The 20039-nt window shown below is 53.2% G+C and carries 14 protein-coding genes; 8 read left to right on the top strand and 6 right to left on the bottom strand.

Going from position 1 to position 20039, the window contains the following annotated elements:
• The first annotated feature begins 185 nt into the window (after nucleotides 1–185).
• From IEV89_RS07805 to IEV89_RS07795, 3 genes are read left to right on the top strand one after another with little or no spacing between them, the layout of a single operon-like run.
• Nucleotides 186–2975, top strand: coding sequence for a xanthine dehydrogenase family protein molybdopterin-binding subunit (locus tag IEV89_RS07805; protein ID WP_188472179.1), 2790 nt, complete (start codon nucleotides 186–188; stop codon nucleotides 2973–2975).
• The gene (locus IEV89_RS07800) at nucleotides 2972–3520 is read left to right on the top strand and encodes a (2Fe-2S)-binding protein (RefSeq protein ID WP_188472177.1); all 549 of its coding nucleotides are present in this window, start codon (nucleotides 2972–2974) and stop codon (nucleotides 3518–3520) included. The genes IEV89_RS07805 and IEV89_RS07800 overlap by 4 nt, the downstream gene beginning before the upstream one ends.
• Nucleotides 3520–4755 carry a cytochrome c gene (locus IEV89_RS07795; RefSeq protein WP_188472175.1) on the top strand — a complete coding sequence of 412 codons (1236 nt, stop codon included), beginning with the start codon at nucleotides 3520–3522 and terminating at the stop codon, nucleotides 4753–4755. The genes IEV89_RS07800 and IEV89_RS07795 overlap by 1 nt, the downstream gene beginning before the upstream one ends.
• Nucleotides 4756–4835: 80 nt before the next feature.
• Here the strand turns inward: IEV89_RS07795 and mfd are convergent, their stop codons facing one another.
• Entirely contained in the window at nucleotides 4836–8279 is a 3444-nt protein-coding gene (gene mfd, locus IEV89_RS07790) for a transcription-repair coupling factor (RefSeq protein ID WP_188472173.1), read from the bottom strand.
• Nucleotides 8280–8532: 253 nt separating this feature from the next.
• Here mfd and lolC point away from each other — a divergent pair, with 253 nt between their 5' ends.
• The 5 genes from lolC (at nucleotide 8533) to pepT (ending at nucleotide 13967) form a co-directional block, all read left to right on the top strand.
• The gene (gene lolC, locus IEV89_RS07785) at nucleotides 8533–9735 is read left to right on the top strand and encodes a lipoprotein-releasing ABC transporter permease subunit LolC (protein WP_188472171.1); all 1203 of its coding nucleotides are present in this window, start codon (nucleotides 8533–8535) and stop codon (nucleotides 9733–9735) included.
• Nucleotides 9728–10450, top strand: a complete 723-nt coding sequence (gene lolD / locus IEV89_RS07780) for a lipoprotein-releasing ABC transporter ATP-binding protein LolD (protein WP_188472169.1) — start codon at nucleotides 9728–9730, stop codon at nucleotides 10448–10450. The genes lolC and lolD overlap by 8 nt, the downstream gene beginning before the upstream one ends.
• Nucleotides 10450–11700, top strand: coding sequence for a lipoprotein-releasing ABC transporter permease subunit LolE (gene lolE / locus IEV89_RS07775; protein ID WP_188472167.1), 1251 nt, complete (start codon nucleotides 10450–10452; stop codon nucleotides 11698–11700). Before lolD ends, lolE begins: the two co-directional genes overlap by 1 nt.
• A 36-nt stretch (nucleotides 11701–11736) precedes the next feature.
• Complete coding sequence (gene cobB, locus IEV89_RS07770; protein ID WP_188472165.1) at nucleotides 11737–12567, top strand: Sir2 family NAD+-dependent deacetylase; 831 nt, start codon at nucleotides 11737–11739, stop codon at nucleotides 12565–12567.
• A 164-nt stretch (nucleotides 12568–12731) separates the two neighbouring features.
• Nucleotides 12732–13967, top strand: coding sequence for a peptidase T (gene pepT, locus IEV89_RS07765; RefSeq protein WP_188472163.1), 1236 nt, complete (start codon nucleotides 12732–12734; stop codon nucleotides 13965–13967).
• A 92-nt stretch (nucleotides 13968–14059) separates the two neighbouring features.
• Here pepT and IEV89_RS07760 read toward each other — a convergent pair whose 3' ends face one another.
• The 5 genes from IEV89_RS07760 to hflD form a co-directional block, all read right to left on the bottom strand.
• Nucleotides 14060–15181, bottom strand: coding sequence for a ribosomal protein uL16 3-hydroxylase (locus tag IEV89_RS07760; protein ID WP_188472162.1), 1122 nt, complete (start codon nucleotides 15179–15181; stop codon nucleotides 14060–14062).
• A gap of 130 nt (nucleotides 15182–15311) precedes the next feature.
• Complete coding sequence (gene phoQ, locus IEV89_RS07755) at nucleotides 15312–16766, bottom strand: two-component system sensor histidine kinase PhoQ (protein WP_188472160.1); 1455 nt, start codon at nucleotides 16764–16766, stop codon at nucleotides 15312–15314.
• A gap of 20 nt (nucleotides 16767–16786) precedes the next feature.
• Nucleotides 16787–17461 carry a two-component system response regulator PhoP gene (gene phoP / locus IEV89_RS07750; protein WP_188472158.1) on the bottom strand — a complete coding sequence of 225 codons (675 nt, stop codon included), beginning with the start codon at nucleotides 17459–17461 and terminating at the stop codon, nucleotides 16787–16789.
• Nucleotides 17462–17917: 456 nt separating this feature from the next.
• Nucleotides 17918–19288, bottom strand: coding sequence for an adenylosuccinate lyase (purB, locus tag IEV89_RS07745; RefSeq protein ID WP_188472156.1), 1371 nt, complete (start codon nucleotides 19286–19288; stop codon nucleotides 17918–17920).
• A 20-nt stretch (nucleotides 19289–19308) separates the two neighbouring features.
• Nucleotides 19309–19935 carry a high frequency lysogenization protein HflD gene (hflD, locus tag IEV89_RS07740; protein ID WP_188472154.1) on the bottom strand — a complete coding sequence of 209 codons (627 nt, stop codon included), beginning with the start codon at nucleotides 19933–19935 and terminating at the stop codon, nucleotides 19309–19311.
• Between the last annotated feature and the right edge of the window lie 104 nt (nucleotides 19936–20039).

The following is a 20039-nucleotide window of genomic DNA, read 5'->3' as shown; positions in this document are numbered from 1 at the left end:
ACAGAATTAATTATCCCATCATTTTGCGCAAATTTGTGAGAGAAATATTTTAAAAAGCCTTTTTAGTCATAACTTCATTCATCACAACTACCTATAATCACCCGCGTTAAACGGTATTTGCAGCGTTTATGACAAATTGTAAATATAACGGAATATAAGAACGACAATACGAAGCAAGGAAATTTATGAGCAACTTCAACCCGTCCAGACGGCGCTTTGTGAAAGGTGCTGTGATCGCTGGTGTCTCCGTTTATCTCGCGCCTCTGCACAGCCGTGCTTACGCGGCACTCTTCGAAGAAAAGATCCTACAATCGCCGCAGTGGGACGCACAAAACAAACGCGTCCGTTTCCGCATTGACGGAAAGGCCAAAGTCATGGGGCAGAAAGTGTTTGCCCGCGATATCCGTGCCAAAGATATGCCGCACTGGCCGCAGAAACAGGCGCATGCCTTCATCCTGCGCGTGACGCAGGCGGACAGAACCTATGCTGGGCTGGATTTATCACTGCTTGGTGAGGATCTGCAGCCCGATAAACTGGTAACCGCCGACGTGCTGGCGCGCGACGGCCTCGCATTCCCGGCATTCTACGGCGAAGACATGCTGCTGCCGGAAGGCAAAACCCCGGCCTATCTCGGTCAGGCCGTGGCCATTCTGGTGTATCAGGATTTTGCCAAATTTCGCTTTGCGAAAAACGCACTGAAATTTAAAGACAACGTAGTGCGCTACGGTGAGAAAACCGGCCCGCTGGAACGTGATCCATGGGGCACCTTCCGCTTCGTGCGCGTTGGCGGCGAGACCGCGTTTGAAGACGACCGTTTCTCCAGCCTGAAAGATATGTCGGTGTTCCCGACCGGTATGCGCAAACATCTGCCGGTCTGGCCGGAAGGACGTGAAGGCGGCAAGCTCGACGAACAAGGCATGTTTTACGCCGATGAAATGGCCGATGAACTGAAATCCCCACCGCAGGACTGGCTGGTGATGTCGCGTCGTTTCACCACGCAGTCTGTGGATACTTCCGCGCTCGAACCGGACAACGCTAACGGCTGGTATGATGCCGCGACGCAAACCCTGCACATGGTGGTGCCGACGCAGTCGCCGCAGGAGGTTGCGGACGAAATGCCGCGCATGATGGCCAAAGCCCACCGTACGGTGAAAACGCTGATTATGCACCCATGTTATACCGTCGGTTACGGTTCGAAAGATCATTACAACTTCCCGTATTACGGTGCGGTGGCGGCGATGTACGGCGACGGTTCGCCAGTGCGTCTGGCGAATGACCGCTTCGAACAGTTCCAGTCCTCCCTCAAACGCCATGCGTTTGACATGAATTACGACATCGCGGTGAACCGTGAAACCGGGATGTTGCAGTCATTCCATGCGGCGATGACCGCTGATGGCGGCGGGCGTAGCAACTTCACACCGTCGGTGGTGATGGTTGGCGTGACCGCTGCACAGTCGATTTACTACTTCCCGAAAAGTGATTTATCCGCCATCGGGCTGGCCTCGCGGGCGCTGGACGCCGGTTCAGCCCGGGGTTACGGCACACTGCAAAGTATGGCCGCCACAGAAATGATGATGGATGAGTTGGCCGCTGAACTGAAGCTGGACCCGATTGCTTTCCGGATACGCAACGTCTTGAAATCAGGAATGAAAAATACCCAGGGTGCTATCCCGGCCGGTGCAATACGTGCTGATGAAGTGCTGGAAAAAGCCGCCGTTCATCCGTTATGGACGGAGCGTCAGAAACGCAAAGTCGCCTATGAGAGCCAGAATCCGGGCAAACGTTACGGCGTCGGGTTCGGCTGCGTGCAGAAAGACTTTGGCACTGGCGCTGAAACGTCGTTCGCCCGTGTCGAAATCAGCGAAAACGGGCAGATAAGCCTGTGGCACAGCGGTGCGGAAATGGGGACGGGCATGTCCACGTCACAGTCGGTGCTGTGCGCAGAATGGCTGGGCAAACCCGCGGAACAGGCGCATTTCTCGGTGACCGACTGGTCAGTATTGCCAGTGGAAACCAGCGGTGATCCGTTCACCATGTCGCAGGAAGAGCAAGACAAGCTACAAACCAATCCACGCTGGTCGCCGTCCTATTGCTCGGCGTCGAGCGCCAGTAACTCGGCCTATTACTTTTCTCACAGCACCTGCGAAGCGGCGCGTCTGGTCTTCGATCACGGTTTGTGGCCTGCGGCGATGGCTATCTGGCAAACCGGCATTGGCGGCGGACAAGCTGCGCCGTATATCGTGCGCAAAGAAGATGCCCGCTGGGTGGAAGGTGGCCTGACGGCCAACGGCATGCAGACCCTCAGTCTTGAGACGCTGGCGAAAAAAGCCTACGAGATGAAAGGGATGACCGGCGCGGCGGTTCACGTTTTCAACCGCTGGCAGTGGGCAGAAGCAGACTTCACGCTCAACAAGGTGCGGCAGCGCGTGCCGGTTGATGGCATGTCGGTGCGCACCGGCGCGGGTGAGTACCAGACTCTGGCGCGCGACGCGGTCTATTACCCGCCAACACAGCGTAATAACGCCTCAGTGACGTATTACAGCGCGGTCGGCACGCTGGCTGAAATCGCGGTGGATATCGCTACCGGCAACGTTGAATTACTCACGCACCATTCGATTATGGAGTGCGGAAATCTCATCGTTCCTGAACTGGTCTCCGGCCAGCTGCAGGGCGGGCTGGCAATGGGGATCGGCCACGCGTTGCACGAATATTTACCCCTGTACGAAGACGGGCCAGGTAACGGCACCTGGAACTTCAACCGTTACCACCTACCGCGCGCCAGAGACGTGGCGGTCTGGAAACAGACCAGCGATATCCTGCCTGCGCTTTCGGAAACCGATCCGCCGAAAGGCATGGCCGAAGTGGTGATGATCCCGGTCGTGGCCGCGCTGGTCAATGCCATCGCCCATGCTACCGGCCACCGTTTCCGTGATTTGCCCGTCCGTGCTGAAAATATTCGTGAGGTTTTACAATGAGCATCAAAACACAGCCGTTAGCGCTGACCATCAATAATCAACATTACGGTCCGCTGGATGTTCCCGAAGGCCTGATGATGATCGACTTCCTGCACGAATACGTGGCGTTGACCGGTTCACGCCTCGGCTGCGGACAAGGCATCTGTCACGCCTGTGTGGCAATTGTCGATCATGACAGCGACACCAGCGAAGAAGTGCGTACCTGCATCACTGGCGCACATTTCTTCAACGGCAAAAAAGTCCGTACCGTCGAAGGCCACGCCAAAACGGATGATAAAGGCGAGGTCACATTGTCGCCGGTTCAGCAGGCGTTTATGGCGCATTACAGCTTTCAGTGCGGTTACTGCACGCCGGGCTTTGTGAATGCTGCGACGCTGCTGCTTGAGCGGCTGGAAAAGCACCCGATTCCGCTCGCCGACCTGGAAAGCACTATCGAGGCTGCGCTGGAGAATCACATTTGCCGCTGTACCGGTTACGTCCGTTATTACGAAGCGGTGCGTGACGTGGTGATGAAAACACCGGGTCTGATCAGGGAGAACGCGTGATGAAAAAACGTCTTTTCCTCGCGTTGCTGATGGTGATCATCATCGCTGTACTGTGGTGGCGGGAAAACCGCACGCTGGACGCGCCGGTGCAAAAAGTCATGGCAGATACGGCACAAATCGAGCGTGGCCGTTATCTGGTGCAGGCTTCTGACTGCGCCGCGTGCCATACCGCGTCTGGTGGTGCACCTCTGGCCGGTGGCTATTCGCTGGACACGCCGTTCGGCAAGATCTTCGGCAGCAACCTGACGCCGTCCGCTGACGCTGGCATTGGCCGCTGGACGTCGGATGATTTCTATCTGGCGCTCACCGAAGGTGTGGCACCAGGCGGACGTCATCTTTATCCGGCGATGCCCTACACCTCCTATAAAGGTGTGGCGCGTAAAGATTCAGACGATATGTACGCGTTTCTGATGACGCGCCCGGCAGTGAATCAGCCGGTGCCGGAGAACGAGATGCCGTTCCCGTTCAACCAGCGCATGGCGATGATCGGTTGGAATCTGTTATTCCGCACTGCCGACCCAATGCCTGCCAGCTCGCAGGGAAATTCTGCCGAGTGGCAACGCGGAAAGTATCTGACAGACGTTCTCGGTCACTGCGGTGAATGTCATACGCCGCGCGGCATACTGGGGCAGATGGATACGGATAACAACCTGAAAGGTGGCACGCTGGGCCGCATCACTGCGCCGGATATTTCCCCGCAGGCGCTGGCGCAGCGCGGCTGGAACCCGGCCGATCTCAGCCGTTTCTTCGCCACCGACATCGCGCCGCAGGGCTCGGCGTTTGATGAGATGCACAAAGTTATTGATCTCAGCACCCGTCATCTGACCGAAGACGATCATCGCGCCATCGCGACCTATCTGCTGGGCGACAAACCGCCGGTTGCCGTGTCGGTGAAAATCAGGCCGGGCGGCAATGAGGCGGGGCGCATCACTTATCTGGATCAGTGCTCCGGCTGCCATATGGCCGACGGCTCAGGGAAACCGCACGTCGCGGTGGCGATGCAAAACAACGCCACGCTGCGCCAGCCTGATGGCCGTAATCTGATTGTCTCGGTGCTTGATGGCTTACCGGCACAGGCGTTCCCTGATGGTGAAAGTATGCAATCCATGCCGGGCTTTGCGGAGCGGCTGAACGATGCGCAAATCGCCGAAATGGTGAACTATCTGCGCGTCACCTTCGCCGATCTGCCGGGGGACATCACCCCTGAAAAGGTGAAAGCGCTGCGAAAACCCTAGTCACGGTTATAAGCTTGTCACGTAAAAAAGCCCGGTGAAGGATGAATTCACCGGGCTTTTTGTTTTTAGCGTTTACAACCTCAGATCAAATGTTCAGCAAAATCTGCCAGCATATCGCTGACAAACTTCAGGCGCTTTGGCCGGTCGGTCAGGTCCAACATGAATTTGAGCTTGGTCGGCCCGTCGAGGCGGTAAACCTGCGGCTGTTTTTGCAGCAAACCAATTAGGTGACCCGGATCGACGCGGTTTTTATCGCCAAACTCGATAAAGCCGCCGCGGTCGTTACCTTCAATGCGTTTGATGCCCAGATCTTTCGCCTTGAGTCGCAGCACGGCGATCTGGATCAGATTACGCGCACCGTCCGGCAGTGTACCGAAGCGGTCAATCAACTCGACGCGCAGCTCATCCAGTTCACTTTCGCTTTTCGCACTAGCAATGCGTTTATAAAGCGACAGACGTGTGTTGACGTCAGGAATATACTCCTCTGGCAACAGGGCTGGCATGCGCATTTCGACTTCGGTCTGGCTGGTCGTCAGATCCTCCAGCGACGGTTCACGGCCTTCTTTCAGCGCTTCTACCGCATTTTCCAGCAGTTCCATATACAGCGTGAAACCGATGCTGGTCATCTGCCCGCTCTGGCCTTCGCCCAGCAGTTCGCCTGCACCACGAATTTCGAGATCGTGCGTCGCCAGCGCAAAACCGGCACCCAGATCCTCCAGCGAGGCGATAGCTTCCAGACGCTTTAGCGCATCTTTGGACATGGCTTTCGGCGGCGGCGTCAGCAGATAAGCATAGGCTTGATGATGCGACCGCCCGACGCGGCCGCGCAACTGATGCAGCTGTGCCAGACCAAGATGGTCGGCACGCTCGATGATGATCGTGTTGGCACTTGGAATATCGATCCCCGTTTCGATAATCGTGGTACACACCAGTACGTTGAAACGCTGGTGGTGGAAGTCGTTCATCACGCGCTCCAGATCACGTTCACGCATCTGGCCGTGGCCGATGGCAATACGTGCTTCCGGTACCAGTTCCGCTAATTTATCAGCGGCTTTGTCGATATTTTCTACATCGTTGAACAGATAATAAACCTGCCCGCCGCGCAACACTTCACGCAGCATAGCTTCGCGTATCACCAGGCTGTCGTACTCGCGCACGAAGGTCTTGACGGCCATACGGCGTGCCGGTGGCGTAGCAATAATCGATAAGTCACGCATACCACTCATTGCCATATTCAGCGTGCGTGGAATGGGGGTTGCAGTCAGGGTTAGAATGTCCACATCCGCACGCATTGCTTTGATACGTTCTTTATGGCGCACACCGAAGCGGTGTTCTTCATCGACAATCAGCAGGCCCAGATCTTTCCAGTGCAGATTACTTTGTAGCAGCTTGTGGGTACCGATGATGATATCTACCTTGCCATCGAGCGCTTGTTCCAACACGACGCTTTGCTCTTTCGCACTGCGAAAACGTGACATCATTTCGATGCGTACCGGCCAGTTGGCGAAACGGTCTCGGAAGTTGTCGAAGTGCTGTTGTGCGAGCAGCGTGGTTGGCACCAATACAGCGACCTGCTTATTGTTCGAAACGGCAAGAAACGCCGCGCGCATTGCGACTTCCGTTTTACCAAAGCCCACGTCGCCACAGACCAGACGGTCCATTGCCAGCGGTTGTGTCATGTCTGTTAGAACGGCGTTGATGGCCTGCGCCTGATCCGGCGTGGTTTCAAACGGGAAGGTCTGGCAGAACAATTGGTATTGCTGCTTATCATGTTTGAAGGCAAAACCGGTTTTTGCTTCGCGCTGGGCATAAATATCCAGCAACTCTGCCGCTACGTCGCGGACTTTTTCGGCCGCTTTTTGCCGCGCTTTCGTCCAGGCCTCACCGCCCAGTTTATGCAACGGTGCGCTTTCATCGGCGCCTCCGGCATAACGGCTGATCAGATGCAGGGACGACACCGGCACATAAAGTTTGTCTTCACCCGCGTAAGTGAGGATCAGGTACTCGGCTTTGATGCCACCGGTTTCCAATGTAGTCAGGCCGAGATAGCGCCCGACGCCATGTTCCATATGGACCACTGGCTGACCGGTACGCAGCTCGGCTAAATTGCGGATCAGCGTATCGGTATTGATAGCGCGGCGACTGTCCTGGCGGCGACGGGCGACGCGTTCACCCAGCAGATCGCTTTCACATACCAGTGCCAGTTGCTTATCGCTGTCGAGGAAACCGCGCTCACACGCGCCGATCATGATGTAACGTCCGGCGGTCTCCGCTTGTTCGATGCGGGTGATGAGCGTCGGCATCAGCTTGATGCGTGCCAGTAAATCCTGCAACGTTTCGCGTCGTCCCTCACTTTCTACCGAGAACACCAGACTGCCGGCGAAGGATTCATTAAAGCGGCGCAGGTTATCCATCGGCGCTTTGTTTTGTGGCTGAACACTGAGATCCGGCAGGGTTTGGTAACTGAGATTGGTGTTCGCAGCCTTCTTCGGCAGCGAATCGGTGCGCAGCTGAACGCGCGGCCAGGCTTTAAGCTCAGCGAAAAGCGTATCGACGCGCAGCCACAGGTTTTCCGGCTCGAGCAGCGGGCGCATGGGATCCACGCGGCGGCTCTCATAACGCTGAGTGGTGTCGAGCCAGAAACGGTCGGCGGCACTTTCCAAATCACCGGTATTGAGCACCAGCGTATTTTTCGGTAAATAGCTGAATAGGGTGGTCAGGGGCTGGCTGAAGAACAGCGGCTGCCAGTATTCGATCCCCGCAGGGAAAGTCCCTTTGCTCACTTGCTGATAAATATGTTCAGCGTCCCGGCGCACTTCGAACTTTTCACGCCACTGGCTGCGAAACAGTTCGATGGCGGTTTTATCGGTCGGGAACTCGTGCGCGGGTAATAAGTTAATATGGGGGACTTCACTCAGTGTTCGCTGGGTATCAACGTCAAACACCCTCAGACTGTCGATCTCATCATCGAAAAAGTCGATACGGTAAGGCTCATCGCTACCCATTGGGTAGAGATCGAGCAGGGCACCGCGGGTGGCAAACTCCCCGTGCTCCATGACTTGATCAACACTGCGATAACCGGCTTGCTCGAGCTGAGCACGCAGTTTTTCGCGTGACAGCTGCTGGCCTTTTTTCATCACCAGTGCGTGGCCGTGCAGGAATTCATGCGGACACACCCGCTGCATCAGCGTGTTAACCGGCAAAATAATGATGCCGCGCTCCAGCATTGGCAGTTGATAAAGGCTCGACAGGCGGGAAGAAATGATCTCCTGATGGGGTGAGAAGCTGTCGTAAGGTAGCGTCTCCCAATCGGCAATGTTGAGCACTTTCAGTTCAGTAAATTGCTGAATCTCATCACGTAAACGCAAGGCATTTTGCATGTCGGGCGCGATGAGCATAACCGGGCCTGCGTGGCGTTCGCTGATTTCTGCACACTCCAGTGCGCAGGCGGAACCGGTGAGCTGCCCCAATACGCGGGTATCGCCGGGGCGTTCAGGCAAAGAATAACGATGATCTTGAGGCATAGGCTGTAATGTTATCTCGTTGTCGGCGTCCATCTGGACCTGATTGCAGAGCGTATCTTGCGATGGGCCTTAATCGGGGTCAACCCGGATCCCTTTATTATAAAAGATAAAAAGTTATAAAAGATAAAAAGGATAATAAAGCCGGGGAGTAAGGTCGTTAGTGGTTCCATAAAGCGGGACTAGCCTTTATTATCCTTGATCACTTTAGTCTGCGCCATGCACTTAACACGGCCAAGCACGTAAAACGGATGTCATGTATCAACCTGTTGCGTTATTTATAGGCCTGCGCTACATGCGCGGGCGTGCCTCAGACCGCTTTGGGCGGTTTGTCTCCTGGCTTTCTACCATCGGCATTACCCTCGGGGTGATGGCGATGGTGACGGTGTTATCGGTCATGAATGGTTTTGAGAAGGATCTGGAAAGTAAAATTCTGGATCTGATGCCTCAGGCATTAGTGACGACGGCACAGGGTTCGCTGGATCCTCAAAAAATCACCCATGACAGTGTCGCTGCGCTAAAGGGCGTAACGCGTGCCGTGCCGCTGACGACCGGCGATGTGGTGTTACAAAGCCCTGGCAGCGTGGCGGTTGGCGTGATGCTGGGCGTCAATCCTAATGAAAAAGACCCGCTTTCTAACTATATGGTGGCGGTCAATCAGCAGGTGCTGCAACCCGGCCAGTACAACGTCATTCTCGGCGACCAATTGGCACAACAACTGAAAGTTAAACGTGGCGACCAGCTGCGGTTGATGGTCACCAGCGTCAGCCAGTTCACTCCGATGGGCCGCATTCCCAGCCAGCGTCTGTTCACCGTCGCCGGAACCTTTGCCGCTGACAGTGAGGTGGATGGCTACCAGATGCTGGTCAATCAGCAGGATGCTTCCCGGCTGATGCTGTACCCAAAAGGTAACGTGACGGGTTGGCGTCTGTTCCTCGATAAGCCACTGGATGTCGACAGCCTGAGCGCGCAAACTCTACCGAAAGGCACCGAGTGGAAAGATTGGCGCGAACGCCGAGGTGAGCTATTCCAGGCGGTGCGCATGGAAAAAAATATGATGGGTCTGTTGCTGAGTCTTATCGTTGCCGTGGCGGCGTTTAACATCATTACCTCTCTCGGATTATTGGTGATGGAAAAACAGGGCGAAGTGGCTATTCTGCAAACCCAAGGGTTGAGCCGTCGCCAGATTATGGCGGTGTTTATGGTGCAGGGCGCGAGTGCCGGGATCATCGGCGCGCTGCTCGGTGCTGTCTTCGGTGCTGTCCTGGCGACACAATTGAATAACATCATGCCTGCTATTGGCCTGATGCTTGATGGCGCGTCGCTACCGGTGGATATCGAAGCCACCCAGGTTGTGATCATTGCGCTGAGCGCTATGGCGATCGCTTTATTGTCTACGCTTTACCCTTCGTGGCGTGCAGCTGCCGCCCAACCCGCAGAGGCTTTACGTTATGAGTAACTTAGTATCATTGCAGGGCGAATTATTATTGCAGTGCGAAAACCTCTGTAAGACTTACACGGAAGGTAAAATGCATACCGACGTGCTGCGCGATGTCACCTTTGCCATTCAGCCCGGTGAAATGATGGCGATTGTTGGCAGCTCCGGTTCCGGTAAAAGTACTCTGTTGCATTTGTTGGGCGGACTTGATTCCCCGACTTCCGGCGACGTCGTGTTTAAAGGCACCTCGCTCAACACGATGTCTTCTACCGCCAAGGCTGAGTTACGTAACCGTGAACTTGGGTTTATTTACCAGTTCCACCATTTGCTGCCAGATTTTACGGCGATGGAAAACGTCGGTATGCCGCTGTTAATTGGTAAAAGTCAAGCCGCGGAAGTAGAAGAGAAAGCCATGGCGATGCTGGCGGCGGTAGGCCTTCAACATCGCAGCAAACACCGTCCATCTGAACTCTCCGGCGGTGAACGCCAACGCGTGGCGATTGCCCGTGCATTGGTGAATAACCCATCCTTAGTACTGGCTGATGAACCGACCGGTAATCTTGATCAGAAAAATGCCGACAGCATTTTCGACCTGCTGGGTGAGCTGAATGTCCGCCAGGGCACCGCATTTTTGGTGGTCACGCATGCGCTACAGCTGGCGAGTCGCATGAACCGTCAGCTGGAAATGCGCGACGGTAAGTTGCAACAGGACTCGACCCTGCTGGGAGCGAAGTGATGTCAGCTATCCCATTCTCTCTTTTAATCGGCCTGCGCTTTAGCCGGGGACGCCGCCGTAGCGGTATGGTGTCGCTAATCTCGATTATCTCTACGCTCGGTATCGCGCTGGGTGTAGCTGTGCTGATTGTTGGCCTTAGCGCCATGAACGGTTTTGAGCGCGAGCTGAAAGAGCGTGTGCTGGCTGTCGTGCCGCATGGCGAAATACGGCCGGTCAATCAGCCTTTTGAGGGTTGGCAGGGCGTGTTGGAGCGCGTCGAAAAGGTTCCGGGTATTGCCGCTGCTGCACCCTATGTGGAGTTCAACGGCCTGATTGAGCACGGCGCCAAACTGCGCGCCATTAAACTCAAAGGGGTGGATCCACAGCAGGAAGCCCATGTCAGTGCTGCGCCGAGCTTTGTTCTGGGGAATGCCTGGAAAACTTTCAAAGCTGGCGAACAGCAAGTCATTTTGGGTAAAGGTGTCGCCGATGCTATCGGGGTCAAACAAGGTGACTGGGTCACGGTAATGGTCCCAAACAGCGACCCGGAAATGAAACTGTTACAACCTAAGCGCATTCGCCTGCATGTTACTGGAATCTTGCAATTAAGCGGTCAGTTGGACCACAGTTTAGCCATGCTTCCGTTGGCCGATGCCCAGCAGTATCAGGATATGGGCGGCAGTGTCACCGGCATTGATATAAAAGTGAATGATGTTTTTGCTGCGAAAAAACTGGTGCGGGATGCCGGCGAAGTCACTCATGCCTATGTTTACATCAGCAGTTGGATCGGCACCTATGGTTACATGTACCGTGATATCCAGATGGTGCGCGCCATCATGTATATGGCAATGGTGCTGGTGATAGGCGTTGCCTGTTTCAATATCGTTTCCACGCTGGTCATGGCAGTGAAAGATAAAAGCAGCGATATTGCGATTCTGCGCACGCTCGGAGCCAAAGACGGGCTTATTCGTGCGGTGTTCATCTGGTACGGTTTACTGGCCGGGCTGGTGGGCAGCCTCTGTGGTGTGGTCGTGGGCGTGATCGCCTCCTATCAACTGACGAATATCATTAATGTTTTGCAAAAACTCACCGGGCATCAGTTCCTGTCTGGCGATATTTATTTCATTGACTTTTTACCGTCGGAACTTCACTGGTTGGATGTGGCAGGTGTTTTGTTTACCGCGCTGGTGCTGAGTCTACTTGCCAGTTGGTATCCGGCACGGCGCGCCAGTCTTATCGATCCGGCCCGAGTGTTGAGCGGCGGGCAGTAAAACCTTTAACAGACTTGTAAAAAAGCAGGAGCACTTATGCGCACACGCCATCGTTTGTGTCGGTTTCGTAAAAATAAGCGCATACGGCACCAACGTTTTCGCTCAAGCATTTTTCATCGCGACAATATGGCTGCAGCATCACTAAAAAGACCTTTTGTGGTCGTGCTGACCGGTGCCGGGATCTCTGCTGAGTCCGGTATCCGCACCTTTCGCGCTGCTGATGGATTATGGGAAGAGCATAAGGTTGAAGATGTAGCAACGCCGGAAGGATATCGACGCGATCCTGAGCTGGTACAGACGTTTTACAACGCCCGCCGTCAGCAGTTGCAACAGCCGGAGATCCAGCCGAATGCAGCTCATAAAGCGCTGGCAGTGCTCGAAGATGCACTGGGTGACAACTTTATGCTGGTGACGCAAAACATTGACAATTTACATGAGCGTGCGGGCAATAAACGCGTGATTCATATGCATGGCGAATTGCTGAAAGTGCGCTGTACTCAATCCGGTCAGGTGTTTGACTGGCCGGGCGACCTGAGTATTGACGATAAATGCCACTGTTGCCAATTCCCTGCGGCGTTACGCCCGCATATTGTATGGTTTGGTGAAATGCCAATTGGTATGGATGACATTTATCAGGCGTTGGAGAAAGCCGATTTCTTTATTGCTATTGGCACGTCGGGGCATGTCTACCCGGCAGCCGGTTTTGTCCATGAAGCGCGTCAGGGGAACGCTTTTACTATTGAGCTGAACCTCGAGCCAAGCCAGGTCGAAAGTGAATTTGACGAGAAGGTGTACGGCCTTGCCAGTCAGGTTGTCCCCGACTTTATTCACGCTTTTTTGACCAAAGAAGATAATGCCTGGCACTAGCCGGGCTCTTTTTTCGTCTATTTTCCTCTTTTGGCAATATCCCGCAAAAATTGTCCCCGTTCAGAACACTTTGGTGACTAAACGCGGAGAAAACTGACCTGACGCAATATGCGCGGTATTCATGCTGCGCATAATAAAAGTCAGTTGCCAGAGGATAACTAATTATGGATAAGTTGCTCGATCGTTTCTTCTACTACGTCTCATTTGATACCCAATCGAAAGCCAATGTCAGGCAAACTCCCAGCACCGACGGGCAAATGAAGCTGGCGCGTGAATTACGTAATGAACTGATTGAGCTGGGTTTCGACCAGGTTACGCTTAACGATAAGGGATGCGTAATGGGTACATTACCTGGCAACGTCGCCTGGCAAGTCCCGACCATTGGTTTCATTTCTCATCTGGATACGGCGCCGGACTTTACCGCTAAACACGTCAACCCGCAGATCGTCGAGAATTACCGCGGTGGTGATATCGCGCTGGGTAACGGCGACGAAATATTATCTCCCGTTATGTTTCCGGTGCTGCATCAGTTGCTCGGCCAGACGCTGATCACCACCGATGGTAAGACACTACTCGGTGCTGATGACAAAGCCGGTATCGCCGCGATTGTCACCGCAATGGTCAGACTTAAAAACAGTAACCGGCCCCACGGCCCGTTGCGGGTGGCATTTACCCCTGACGAGGAGATAGGGAAAGGAGCACAATCCTTTGATATCCCGGCGTTTGGCGCAGAATGGGCCTACACCGTCGATGGCGGCGGCGTAGGTGAACTTGAGTTTGAGAATTTCAATGCCGCTTCCGCGACCATCAAGATTGTCGGAAACAATGTGCATCCGGGAAGTGCTAAAGGCGTGATGGTCAATGCGCTGTCGCTGGCAGCCCGTTTTCATAGTGAATTACCCGCGGATGAAACGCCGGAAACCACCGAAGGTTATGAAGGTTTTTATCATCTGACCTCGATGAAGGGTTCGGTAGAGCGTGCGGAAATGCACTACATCATCCGCGATTTTGATAAAACCCATTTCGAAGCGCGTAAGCAAAAAATTATTGATGTTGCCCATGTCGTCGGCAAAGGATTGCACCGAGATTGTTATATCGAAGTGACGCTCGACGATCATTATTACAATATGCATGACAACGTCGCAAAACATCCGCACATCATTGAGATTGCCAGGCAGGCGATGCTGGCCTGTGGCATAGAACCGCTGATGAAACCGATCCGCGGTGGCACGGATGGCGCGCAGCTCTCATTTCGTGGTTTACCTTGCCCGAACATTTTCACTGGCGGCTACAACTTCCACGGCAAGCACGAGTTTGTCACCCTAGAGGGAATGGAAAAAGCGGCAGCGGTGATCATGCGTATTGCCGAACTGACGGCTCAACGCGCGGCTAAGCACTGATTCTGTGTCAGGCCGATGGGGATAAGCAAATTTTAAAGAAAGGGTGCATTTTATAACAAAATGCACCCTTTTCTTTTACTGCGGTAATGGGATTAGTCGTTGAAGTACCAGTAACCGCTGTTGACTAGGGCAGAGAGTAGTGCCAGGAAAGACGGGTCTTCCAATGCATCACCCAGCATTTCACGAGTCACCGTCAAATGACGGGTCAGCGCATCAGCGGCGTCTTGATGATCGGTGGTCATCGCTTCACCATTGACATAGCAGACATCGCCAACGCGCAATACGCGCAAGCCGCAGAGACGTTGAAGTGATTCACCGGACTCCATCAGTTCATAGATTTCACCTGCCTGATACGGTGGCTCCGGTGGTGCCAGATCCAGTTCATGACGTGACTGAGAAATAAATTCGCCAAACCAGCTGTTAAAGTGCTCAGGACTTCCGACTAATTCCAGCATCATGCTACGCATGCTGTCGAGTTCTTCCGGTAACACAAGCGCCGGATGCTCACGTTCGACCAGTTCCGGGTCACCATAACGTTTGCTACCAAGTTCGCGGGCCAGAATATAATCAGCATAGCCGCTCACCATCTCACGCGTGTTGGGCGCACGGAAACCAACCGAGTAATTCAGCGAGCTTTCCAGCGAATAGCCTTCGTGAGGGAAACCTGGTGGAATATAGATGATGTCTCCCGGCTCCAGCTCTTCGTCAATGATGGCATCGAACGGTGGGACTTGCAGTAAATCTGGGTGTGGGCTGTGCTGTTTCATCGGGACTTTCTCACCTACGCGCCAGCGACGGCGGCCGGTTCCCTGAATGATGAATACGTCGTACTGATCAAGATGAGGACCAACGCCGCCGCCGGGCACAGAGTAAGAGATCATCAAATCGTCCATGCGCCAGTCAGGAATATGGCGGAAAGGATGCATCAAATGAGAAGAGGGCTCGTGCCAGTGATCGACGGCCTGGACCAGAATAGACCAGTTGTTCTCACCCAAATGATCATAACTCTCGAAGGGACCATGGCTGACTTGCCAGTGCCCGTCCTGATGACTGACCAGACGGCTGTCGACTTCGTTTTCCATCGCCAATCCAGCCAGTTCATCTGGAGATATCGGGTCGACAAAATTTTTGAAGCCACGCTTAAGAACGACAGGACGCTTTTGCCAATAACGCTGTAAAAAGTCGGTCCAGTCTAAGTCGAGTTGATAATCCATAAATATATTCCATGGCGTGAAAGAGATGTCTGGGGAAGATTATAACGGAAGGTGAAGTTGCTGCATTGGGCAATCACCAGCAAATTTCATTTACCGGTGATGCATGCGGTTACAGCGACGTGAATTTTTGTTAATCAATGTCGACATCGTGCTGCCGGCCGAAACACACGCGCATACTGGTGCCACCCAGCGAGCTTTCACCGATGATAATTTCGCCGTCATAATGTTCGATAATTTCACTGGCTAACGAGAGGCCCAACCCCTGGCCTGGGCGCAGTGTATCGGCTCGCTGGCCGCGTTGGAAAATCATGGTGCGCTTGCTCTCCGGAATGCCAGGACCATCATCCTCGATCAAGATGACCAATTGTTCTTCTGCGTGCACTGCGCTGATTTCGACGAACTCCAGACAGTATTTGCATGCGTTGTCGATAACGTTGCCCATGACCTCGATAAAGTCATTTTTCTCGCCAATAAACGTAATTTCTGGCGAGATATCGAGCGTCAGCACCACACCTTTACGCTGATACACTTTATTCAACGCAAAGCACAGGCTATCGAGCAGCGGAGGAACAGAGTGCACTTCGCGGATTTGAATGGTGTGTTCGGATCTCAGCGTAGCACGGTGTAGGTAGTAGCCAATCTGCTGCGAGATCCGACTGATCTGTTCAAGCATCACCGGCTCGGCTTCCTCGATGGTCATCTGTTTGCTACTACGAAGGGAGCGCAGGGTTGACTGCAAAACCGCGAGCGGTGTTTTCAGGCTGTGGGTCAGATCGGCAAGCGTAGTACGGTAGCGATCATTGCGCTCACGCTCGCCTTGTAGCAGGGTGTTAAGGTTGCGTACCAGCCCTTTAAGCTCACGCGGCGGATTCTCGTCCAACGCTTCACGTTCGTGGGTTTCCAGTTCAGCCACCTGGCGGATTAGGGTTTTAATAGGCCGCAGGCTCCAGTACGCCGCCAGCCATAATAGCGGCACGACAAGCAACAGATTGGCGAGCAAGACATAGCTAAACCACTCCCATACCATATCCGAGCGTTGTAGTTCCTGCGGAATAGTATCGACCACCACAATATTCAGCGCCGGCAACCGGTCGGTCATGGCGTAACTATTGACTGCGACGGAGTGAGTCATCGCGTTAGCGTCCGTGTCATCATAGGTTTTTATCTCATCCTGAGCTTTGGGGTTATTACCGACCACTTCACTACTGACTCGAGTGTCGGTATCCAGTTCATAAAAACCGGGTTTATTCATCCATGATTTGTCTATGCGCGCTTCGAGTTCGGCTACATGGCGCTCCTCCCATAACAGATTGCCTTTATCGTCATAGATAAAGACCAATGTGGGGGAGTTGAGGTCTAGCTCCGGCGGAACGTTGATAGTTAGCTTATTATCGTGCCACTGAGCGAGACTGCAAAAAAGATTACTTTCACCGCGCAGCAAACGGTAAGAGGTTTTGTCAAAACTGACCATGTAGCCAACAACGGCCACTAGCCCATAAGCAAGTGACAGCGCAAGAACCACGGCAGCAGTGGCCACCATATAGCGCGAACGGAGCGAGAAGGGTTTATTGTTGCGAAATCTCATTAGCTAGTCGTCAGTAAGCATTACGGTCGAAGGTCGAAACGATAGCCTTGGCCTCGCACTGTCGTTATCACATCAGCCGGATACTCGGCCTGCAATTTCTTGCGTAGTCGCCCCATGAGGACATCAACGGTGTGGCTCTCACGGAGTTCGGCATCAGGATAAAGTTGCAGCATCAGCGAATCTTTACTGACGACTTTGCCCGCATTGCGGATCAGTGTTTCAATGATCGTGTATTCAAAAGCGGTTAGCTTTACCGGGTGTTCGTTAACGGTAATTTCGCGGCGGGAAAGGTCAATCTGGAAAGGCGCCATAGTGATAACCTGTGAAGCCAAACCGCTGTTGCGTCGCATCAGTGCCTGGATTCGCGCCAACACCTCTTCCAGATGGAAAGGTTTGGTGACGTAATCATCGGCACCGGCTTCCAACACCGCGACTTTGTCCTGCCAGCTTTCGCGAGCGGTCAAAACCAGGATTGGCAATTTCACCTGATGACTGCGCCAGCGTTGGATCAAACTCAGACCATCTTCACCCGGCAAGCCGAGGTCAACAATAGCAATATCTGGCGTATTTTCGTGTAAAAAATAGTCAGCTTCTTTGGCGTCTTCTGCCGCATCGACCTGATGGCCCATCTCACGCATTTGTACTGATAGGTGATGACGTAACAGCGCATTGTCTTCGACAACCAGAATTCGCATAGTAACTCCTTGTTTAAGCAGGACAGAACCCTGACCAATTTCTATAAATAATGTCGGGACAACTTTAACGCATTTAGAATGGTTTACTTCAACACCAGATAAACACTCTGAAATGTAGGCTAAACGAAGTATAAACGGTCTTACTAATGAGTCATAGAAAATGTAAGTGAGAGTATTAGGCGTCATGCTAAGGCGACCTACTCGTGAATGAGCAACCCCAGACTTCATTTTTATAATCTAAAAAAGTGATTATATTTTTTTGAGTGTGATCGAGGCGAGCGGCATCGTTAGATGTAACGAAAAACCCCGCGATATCAATGGCGGGGTTTTTCGTTAACGAGAAATCTCAGCGCGGTGAATATAGGGCGTCAACCACCAATAAGTCCTTTTATTACCGTTGACTAGCTCGCATATCACGCGACCATCAGGTTACCTGATATGCGAGTTTGCAAAAACTTACTTCAGTTCATCAACCATTTTCGCAGCACGGCCAATATAGTTGCCTGGCGTCATGGCCTTCAGACGGACTTTCTCATCCTTCGGCAACGGAAGGCTATCGATGAATGCTTGCATACCTGCTGCATCGACGCGTTTGCCGCGGGTGAGCTCTTTCAGTTTTTCGTAAGGCTTTTCGATGCCGTAACGGCGCATCACTGTCTGGATTGGCTCTGCCAGAACTTCCCAGTTGTGATCGAGTTCGAATGCCAGATTGGCTTCGTTAACTTCCAGCTTGCTGATGCCTTTCATGGTGGCTTGATAAGCGATCAGCGCATAGCCCAGACCTACGCCGAGGTTACGCAGTACGGTGGAATCTGTCAGATCACGCTGCCAGCGCGAAACCGGCAGTTTGCTGGCCAGATGTTGCAACACGGCGTTGGACAAACCGAGGTTGCCTTCGGAGTTTTCAAAGTCAATCGGGTTGACCTTGTGCGGCATGGTAGAGGAGCCGATTTCGCCAGCGATGGTGCGCTGTTTGAAGTGGTTTAGGGCAACGTAGCCCCAAATGTCGCGGTCGAAGTCGAGCAAAATGGTGTTGAAGCGCGCCACACAGTCGAACAGCTCTGCAATGTAGTCATGCGGTTCAATTTGTGTGGTGTACGGGTTCCAGGTAATGCCGAGTGAGGTCACGAACTCTTCGCTAAATTTGTGCCAGTCAACTTCCGGGTAAGCCACGATATGGGCGTTGTAGTTACCGACCGCACCGTTGATTTTGCCCAGAATTTCCACCTGTTGCAGTTGCTTGTACTGGCGGTCCATACGATAGGCCACGTTAGCAAACTCTTTGCCAATGGTCGATGGCGTGGCAGGCTGACCGTGGGTACGCGATAACAGCGGAATATCCCGGAACTGATGCGCCAGGCTTTTGATGGAGTCGATGATTTTCAGCCAGTAAGGCGCAACGACATCCTGACGCGCAGTTTGCAGCATCAGGGCGTGAGACAGGTTGTTGATGTCTTCTGACGTACAGGCAAAGTGGATAAACTCGGAAACTGCGTGCAAGGCTGGGACAGTCTCTACTTTTTCTTTTAAGAAATACTCAACCGCTTTGACGTCATGGTTGGTGGTTTTCTCAATGTCTTTAATACGCTGGGCGTCTTTTTCGTCGAAATTCGCCACTAACTGATCGAGGAAAGCGTTTGCGTCGGCGTCAAAAGCAGGGACTTCCTTGATGTCTACACACGCTGCCAGTTTTTGCAGCCAACGTACTTCAACCTGTACACGGAATTTCAGCAGTCCAAATTCACTGAAAATAGTGCGCAGCGCGCTGACTTTATCACCATAGCGTCCATCAACGGGGGAAACGGCGGTCAGTGAGGATAATTCCATCGGTAGCAACTCCTGGGATCTTAACAATGAGCTAAAATATTTTTCGCCTGCTCATGCAGACGATTACGGGAAAACATAAGCTGTAAGCGTCCGCCGCCTACCTGTTGCCATAAAACTGCTGAACGGATACCCGCTAGCAGCACGGCCCGGACTTTGGCCTGCACTTGAGCGTTTTGCAAAATCTCGGGCGATCCGGTGACCTGAATACGCGGGCCGACCGGGCTTACTATATCGACATAAATTGCGGCCAGTGAACTGAGCATTGTTTCTGACTCAAGTTCGAAATGCGCAAGCTGTCGGTCAAGCTGGTCAAGACGTTCGCCGAGCTTGTTCATGGCTGCTTTATTAGCGTTAAGCTTGCGCTCCAGCACCATCAGACTCAATGTATAACGCGTTAATTCAGCGCCCATTCCCTGGCGGTTGGCGTTTAAGACACCAAGAAGGGTTTCGAGGCCCATCTTCAGGTTGGCTTCATTATTGCCGTAAACCGCCAGGGTGGACTCTGGATTCATCACCAGCAGGCTGCGTAACGACACTGACATTTCTTCCTGTGCGCAATGACCATCATGGGCCAATTGCTGAACCAGACGTGCTGATTGACACATTCCGGCCAATGCCAGCGTAATGTCATAATAATTTTTAGCCACGTTTACTCCTGTAAGCGTTATTCGGACAGCAACCGACACGGTAACAAATTAAGCGTCCGCCAGCCGAATCTGAGGCGACAGATAATGCCATAAACCACAGATTA

Source organism: Hafnia psychrotolerans (assembly GCF_014639435.1).
Lineage (GTDB): Bacteria > Pseudomonadota > Gammaproteobacteria > Enterobacterales > Enterobacteriaceae > Ewingella > Ewingella psychrotolerans.
The sequence above is the reverse complement of the archived record's forward strand: the minus strand, read 5'-3'. Positions and strand labels throughout refer to the sequence as shown.

Excerpts from the sequence above, each read along its gene's own strand:
- phoP (WP_188472158.1), bottom strand. The coding sequence starts at position 17,461 with ATGCGAATTCTGGTTGTCGAAGACAATGCGCTGTTACGTCATCACCTA.
- lolD (WP_188472169.1), top strand. The coding sequence starts at position 9,728 with ATGAGTAACTTAGTATCATTGCAGGGCGAATTATTATTGCAGTGCGAA.
- mfd (WP_188472173.1), bottom strand. The coding sequence starts at position 8,279 with ATGCCTCAAGATCATCGTTATTCTTTGCCTGAACGCCCCGGCGATACC.
- IEV89_RS07795 (WP_188472175.1), top strand. The coding sequence starts at position 3,520 with ATGAAAAAACGTCTTTTCCTCGCGTTGCTGATGGTGATCATCATCGCT.
- IEV89_RS07805 (WP_188472179.1), top strand. The coding sequence starts at position 186 with ATGAGCAACTTCAACCCGTCCAGACGGCGCTTTGTGAAAGGTGCTGTG.
- phoQ (WP_188472160.1), bottom strand. The coding sequence starts at position 16,766 with ATGAGATTTCGCAACAATAAACCCTTCTCGCTCCGTTCGCGCTATATG.
- IEV89_RS07760 (WP_188472162.1), bottom strand. The coding sequence starts at position 15,181 with ATGGATTATCAACTCGACTTAGACTGGACCGACTTTTTACAGCGTTAT.
- cobB (WP_188472165.1), top strand. The coding sequence starts at position 11,737 with ATGCGCACACGCCATCGTTTGTGTCGGTTTCGTAAAAATAAGCGCATA.
- pepT (WP_188472163.1), top strand. The coding sequence starts at position 12,732 with ATGGATAAGTTGCTCGATCGTTTCTTCTACTACGTCTCATTTGATACC.
- lolE (WP_188472167.1), top strand. The coding sequence starts at position 10,450 with ATGTCAGCTATCCCATTCTCTCTTTTAATCGGCCTGCGCTTTAGCCGG.
- lolC (WP_188472171.1), top strand. The coding sequence starts at position 8,533 with ATGTATCAACCTGTTGCGTTATTTATAGGCCTGCGCTACATGCGCGGG.
- purB (WP_188472156.1), bottom strand. The coding sequence starts at position 19,288 with ATGGAATTATCCTCACTGACCGCCGTTTCCCCCGTTGATGGACGCTAT.
- IEV89_RS07800 (WP_188472177.1), top strand. The coding sequence starts at position 2,972 with ATGAGCATCAAAACACAGCCGTTAGCGCTGACCATCAATAATCAACAT.